This window comes from Streptomyces calidiresistens, assembly GCF_014141525.1.
GTDB classification, from domain to species: Bacteria; Actinomycetota; Actinomycetes; order Streptomycetales; family Streptomycetaceae; genus Streptomyces; species Streptomyces calidiresistens.
On record NZ_VKHS01000342.1, the window covers coordinates 1 to 5,620 of the forward strand.

Below are 5,620 nucleotides of genomic sequence, written 5' to 3' on the forward strand. Positions count from 1 at the left end.
CCCCCGGGCCCACCCGGCTTCCCCGGCTTGTCGGGCTTCCCGGGTCCCCCCGGCCCCGGCTTCGGCGGGGTCGCCCCACCGCCGGCCAGGGTGGTGACGATCGCGTCCACCACCTCCCGTGCGGCGTCCTGCTCCCGTACCCCGTTCAGCAGGACGGCGAAGGCCAGCTCCCGTCCACCGGCGTCGGTGGTGTATCCCACCAGGCCCTCGACGCCGGGCAGTTCACCGGGAACCGCCCGGGTGACGCCGGCCGCCGGCCCGTCGCAGAGCCGTTCGGCGAGGGCCCCGTCGGGGGCGCAGGCGGCCGGCAGCGCGTCCCGCCACGCCGGGTACCCGAAACCGTCCCGCGCGCCCACCAGGACATCGGTGAGCCCGTGCGCCTCGACCAGGTTGTCCCGCGACAGTCCCGAGCCGTCCACCTGGCGGGGGATCGGCTCCGTGAGGCCGAGGTCGGCCAGAGCCGCGGCGACCTCGGTCAGACCCTGCTCGACGGTTCCGACCCCGGTGCCCTCCCACCCCAGGCTCCGCAGCCACGCCTCGGCGTGCGGCGCGTTGGGGTGCCGCAACAGGTGGCGTGCCATGTCGGTGATCGGTGCGGAGAGGTGGTCGGCCACCGGATCGGGGTACCCGTGCACCTCCTCGTCGACCCGCAGGTCACCGAGCACCTCCACCCCGGCGTCGGCGAGCGCGTCGGCGAACACCTCCCCCACGTGGCGGTGCGGGTCCGGGACCGGCAGGTGCGTCACGACCGGGTCGGCGCCGGGGGCCATCCACCCGTCCACCACGAGCGTGCCGTCACCCGGGTTCCGGCGGACGACCGTTCGGGTCTCGGAGGAGGTGATCGCCCGCAGGTCCACCGGTACGGCGGGGGAGTCCGGGTGGATCGTCGCGGTCGGTGCCGACCAGCCGTCGGCCCCCGCCTCGACGGTGAGCCGCACGGTGTTGGTGAGGTACCGGCCCCCCTCGTCGGGGTCCGGGTCGGGGGAGAGCGTCAGCGCCGTGACGGGGGCGCCGGCGGGGGAGCCGAGGTCGTCCACCGTCCACCCCGTTCCGTACCGGTCGGGGGAGAAGAGGCTGCCGAAGGCGCCGGAGGCGATCACCAGGTCCCCGCCGACGGTGGTGATCCCGGCGTCCGCGACCCGCTCGGCGAGGGCCCGGTAGTCGGAGACGGTCGTGGTGGGATCGCCGTATCCGCGCAGCACGAGGTCGACGGTGCCGGGGGCGGAACCGGCGCTTTCCACGACCTCGGTGCGCCAGCGGTACCCCGCCTGTCCCTCGTACCGGGGGCCGAGGCGGGCCATCACGGCGGCGGAGGTCGCGACCATCAGGGTCTGCCCGGGGGTCAGGTGGTCGCGGCCCCCGCGGTCGTGCAGCACCGCGCCGGTGTCGGCGTCGCGGACGACGACGGCGGCCCGGGCCCCGGCCAGGCGGGGATCGTTCACCAGGGCGTCCACCGCGGCCGTCGGGAACCCCGCCCCCGGCGGCGCCGCGGGGGCGGCACCGGCGCCGAGCGGCAGCACCAGGAGGGAGGCGGTGGAGACGCCGAGGAGGCGGAGGGCGGTCCGTCCGTACGGGTGTCTTCTCATGACAGCGATTCAGGGGCACGTCGCCGGCGGCGGGAAGGTGAACGGGAGCGGGTTCCGCCGTGAATACGCCCCCTCCCGCGTCGCCCCCCGGTCATCGATACGAGGAGCACGCACCCCCGGGGCACGGGTGACGCCCGCGACCCCCGGGGCGGCGCCCGGAAGGGGCGGGCGTCAGGGCGCCGGGATGCGGGCGGCGGTGCCCGAGACCCGGACCCTCGGGTCCCCGGCCCGGAGTTCCACCGAGAGCACCGACGGGCGTCCCATCTCCACGCCCTGGTGGAGGGTCAGGCGGGCGTCGTCGGGAACCAGCCCCGCCGAGCGCAGGTACCCGCCCAGCGCCGCGGCGGCGGCGCCGGTGGCGGGATCCTCGACCACGCCCCCCACCGGGAAGGGGTTGCGCACCAGCAGGGTGGTGGCGTCCAGCCGCCACAGCAGGGTCACGGTGGTCAGGTCGTGGGAGAGCATCAGACGGGTGAGGCGGTCGGTGTCGTACCCGATGTCCGCCAACCGGTCGCGCCCGGCGGCGGCCAGCACCAGGTGCCGGGCCCCGGCGAACGCGATCCGGGGCGGGATCGCGGGGTCCAACTCGCCCTCCGACCACCCCAGGGCGGCCAGCACACCGGCCACGAGGCCGTCGGGCGCGGGGAAGTCCTCGGCGGGCACGCTCGTGAGGGTCGCGAGGGGACCCTCCGGGCTCCGGGTGACCGTCACCGGCACCACCCCGGCCGGGGTGGCGAAGACCAGTTCGACCGGGCCACGTGACGCCGCCGGTCCGGTGGTTCCGGTGGTTCCGCCCGTTTCACCCGTTCGGTCCACCCCGTGCGGCGTCCCCGCGCCGCGCCCGGTCAGCCGTTCGGCCGTCGCCACGGCGGTGGCGAGGGTGGCGTGTCCGCAGAACGGCACCTCGGCGAGCGGGCTGAAGAACCGCAGGGAGAAGCCGCGCCCCGCCGGGGCGTCGAGGTCGGGCGGGGGCGGGGCGACGAAGGCGGTCTCGGAGTACCCCAGTCGGGCGGCCAGTTCCTGCCGCTCGGGGTCGGTCATGTCACCCGAGTCGAACACCACCCCGGCGGGATTGCCGCCCCGCGGGTCGGAGGAAAAGGCCGTCAGGTGCACCACCTCGCGCCCGTTGGTCACCGAGCGGCCGGGGTGTCCGGGCGGTTCGGGTGGAGCGTCGGTGCCCGGGGAGTGGACGGTGGACGCGGTGGAATCGGTACCGGGGTTCATATGGGGGGCAACGACCCCCCGACCGGCGCTATTCCGGGGCGGCGGGGGCGCGACCGCCGGCGTCGGTCCGCCCCGGCAGGGGAGCGCGGGAGGTGGGAACGGGGTTCCGGCAACGGGGTTCCGACCCCGACGCCCGAAAAATCGCCGCCGACACCCATACGGTCATGGGATGATTACGTGGTTCCTGCAAACATTCGGAGAAGGCGCATGTCCCAGCCCGGTCCCTTCCGCGCGACCGACCCCGACCCCGACCGCGAACCGCTCGCCCCCGGCCCCGCCGCCGGGGCGACCGGGGACATATCCCGGGGGCCCGTTCCGATCCCCGCCGACCCGGCCCGCACATCCGACGCCCGCGTCACCACCGTCGAACACGACCCCGTCCCCGACATCGCCGTCGGAGCCCTCCCGGCCGCGGGGGAGAAGGCGACCTCGCCCGTCACGCCACCCCTCTCCCGGCGCCGCCGCGCCGGTATCCTGATCACCCTCATCCTCGGTGGCCTGACGGCGCTGCCGCCGCTGTCGATGGACCTCTACCTGCCCGCGCTCCCCGAGATCGGCGGGGTGATGGACACCGGCGCGGCCAACGTCCAGCTCACCCTCACCGCCTGTCTCCTGGGCCTGGGCCTGGGACAGCTGATCACCGGCCCGATGAGTGACCAACTCGGTCGCCGCAAACCGCTGATCGCCGGCATGATCTGCTACATCGTGGCCTCGGCGGCCTGCGCCTTCGCCACCTCCATCGAGATGCTCATCGTCTTCCGCACCATCCAGGGGCTGGCCGGCGCGGCGGGCGTGGTCATCGCCCGCGCCGTCGTCCGGGACATGTTCGACGGCCTGGCCATGGCGCGCTTCTTCTCCACCCTGCTGCTGATCTCCGGTGTGGCGCCGATCCTGGCGCCGGTGGTGGGCGGCCAGTTGCTGCGGTTCACCTCCTGGCGCGGCCTGTTCATCCTGCTCGCCGTCGGCGGCGTGGTCCTGGTCCTGATCGTCGTCCGCCTGCTGCCCGAGACGCTGCCGCCGGAGCGCCGCACCTCCGGGGGCATCGGGCCCGCCCTGCGCGACATGCGGGAGCTGTGCCGCGACCGGGTCTTCCTCGGCCATCTGCTCACCTGCAGCTTCGCCTTCGCCGCCCTGTTCGCCTACGTCGCGGCCTCGCCCTTCGTCGTCCAGGAGCTCTACGGGGCCTCCCCGCAGACCTTCAGCCTGCTGTTCATGGTCAACTCCATGGGTCTGATCGCCATGAGCCAGGTCAACGGTCGGATCCTGGTCGGCCGGGTCTCGCTGAACGCGGTGATCGTGGTCGGCCTGGTGATCATCGGCCTGTCCGCCGTGGCACTGCTGCTGATGACCCTCGGCGTGTTCGGGGAGGTCGGCCTCCTCCCGCTGGCCGTGGCGCTCTTCGTGCTGATGTCGGCGATGGCGCTGGTGCTGCCGAACTCCAACTCCGAGGCGCTGCTGCGCACCCCGCACGCGGCGGGTTCCGCCTCCGCGCTGCTGGGCGCCGCGCAGTTCTTCATCGGGGCCGTCGCCTCGCCGCTGGTCGGCGTGGCGGGCGAGGACACCGCCGTGCCGATGGCGGTGGTCCAGTTGACCACCACGGTGATCGCCGCGGTCTCCTTTTTCGTACTGTGCCGTCCATGGCAGCGCACCACCCCGTCGAGGACGGCCGACCTTCCCTGACCCCCGCGACCGGAACGGGGATCGGCGACCCGGACGCCGAGCTCGACGCCCTGCGCCGGGAGGTGGACGACCTCCCGCGCGGGGCGCGTCCCCGCTGCGGCGGCGTGGTGGTGCTCGCCGGCCGCGGCCCGGTGGACCTCCTCCACCACGCCGCCGGATGGGCCGTCCGCTGGGCCGACCGCGACCGTGAACTCCCCCCGGAACGGTGGGAGCCGGTACGCCCCGACACCCCCTTCGACCTGGCCTCCCTCACCAAACTCCTCACGGCGGTCCTCGTCGTCGGCCTGATGGAACGGGGAGAACTCGCCCCGGACACCCGGGTCGCCGACCGGTTGCCCCGGTTCGGGGCCGCCGGCAAGGACCCGATCACCGTGCGGCACCTGCTCGCCCACACCTCCGGCCTGCGCCCCGAACTCCCGCTGTACGACGCCCCGCCCGGCCGGCGGCTGGAGCCGCTGTGGCGGGAGGCCCCCCTCCACCCGCCGGGCACCGAGCGGACCTACTCCGACCTCAACTTCATCGCCCTGGGCGCGCTGCTCGAACACGTCACCGGCCGCCGCCTGGACGCCCTCCTGCGCGAGAGGGTCACCGAACCCCTCGGCATGACCCGCACCGGTTTCGGCCCGGTTCCCGACGCGGCGGCGACCGAGGACCAGCGTCGCCCGGTCGCCAAACTGGATCGGGGGATGGTGCGCGGCACCGTCCACGACGAGAACGCCTTCGCCCTGGGCGGGATCGCCGGCCACGCCGGCGTCTTCTCCACCGCGGCCGACCTGGGTCGGCTGTGCCGTGCCCTGCTCACCGGCGGCGGGCCGATCCTCGCCCCCCGTTCGGTCCGTCTCCTGCTGGACCCGCCGGGGCTCGGCTTCGCGGTCGACCAACCGTGGTTCATGGGCGGGCTCGCCGGACGCGGGGCCGCCGGACACACCGGCTTCACCGGCACCTCGCTGGTCCTGGACCGCGCCGGCGGCGGCTTCCTGATCCTGCTGGCCACCACCGTCCACCCGGTGCGTCCCGCCCGTCCCGACAGCCGATTCCGGGCGGCGGCGGCCGACCGGCTGGCCCGGGCGCTCGCCGCCGGGGCGGGGTCCCCCGGCGACCGTAGAATCGGCGGGTGAACGGCACCACCG

The 5,620-nt window shown here is 75.0% G+C and carries 4 protein-coding genes; 2 read left to right on the top strand and 2 right to left on the bottom strand.

All coding sequences use genetic code 11. The annotated features are described in order from the left end of the window. Positions 1-1,586: D-alanyl-D-alanine carboxypeptidase/D-alanyl-D-alanine endopeptidase (dacB, locus tag FOE67_RS14905; protein WP_182664464.1), on the bottom strand; the 1,586-nt coding region annotated here is incomplete at its 3' end. A gap of 171 nt (positions 1,587-1,757) precedes the next feature. After that, positions 1,758-2,720 carry a PhzF family phenazine biosynthesis protein gene (locus tag FOE67_RS14910; protein ID WP_323384949.1) on the bottom strand — a complete coding sequence of 321 codons (963 nt, stop codon included), beginning with the start codon at positions 2,718-2,720 and terminating at the stop codon, positions 1,758-1,760. Positions 2,721-3,017: 297 nt separating this feature from the next. Between FOE67_RS14910 and FOE67_RS14915 the strand changes: the two genes are divergently transcribed. Then, entirely contained in the window at positions 3,018-4,490 is a 1,473-nt protein-coding gene (locus FOE67_RS14915; RefSeq protein ID WP_182664467.1) for a multidrug effflux MFS transporter, read from the top strand. Then, positions 4,448-5,608, top strand: a complete 1,161-nt coding sequence (locus tag FOE67_RS14920) for a serine hydrolase domain-containing protein (RefSeq protein WP_182664469.1) — start codon at positions 4,448-4,450, stop codon at positions 5,606-5,608. The genes FOE67_RS14915 and FOE67_RS14920 overlap by 43 nt, the downstream gene beginning before the upstream one ends. Positions 5,609-5,620 lie beyond the last annotated feature (12 nt).

Coding starts and splice junctions, on each gene's coding strand:
- FOE67_RS14915 (WP_182664467.1), top strand. CDS start 3,018: ATGTCCCAGCCCGGTCCCTTCCGCGCGACCGACCCCGACCCCGACCGC.
- FOE67_RS14920 (WP_182664469.1), top strand. CDS start 4,448: ATGGCAGCGCACCACCCCGTCGAGGACGGCCGACCTTCCCTGACCCCC.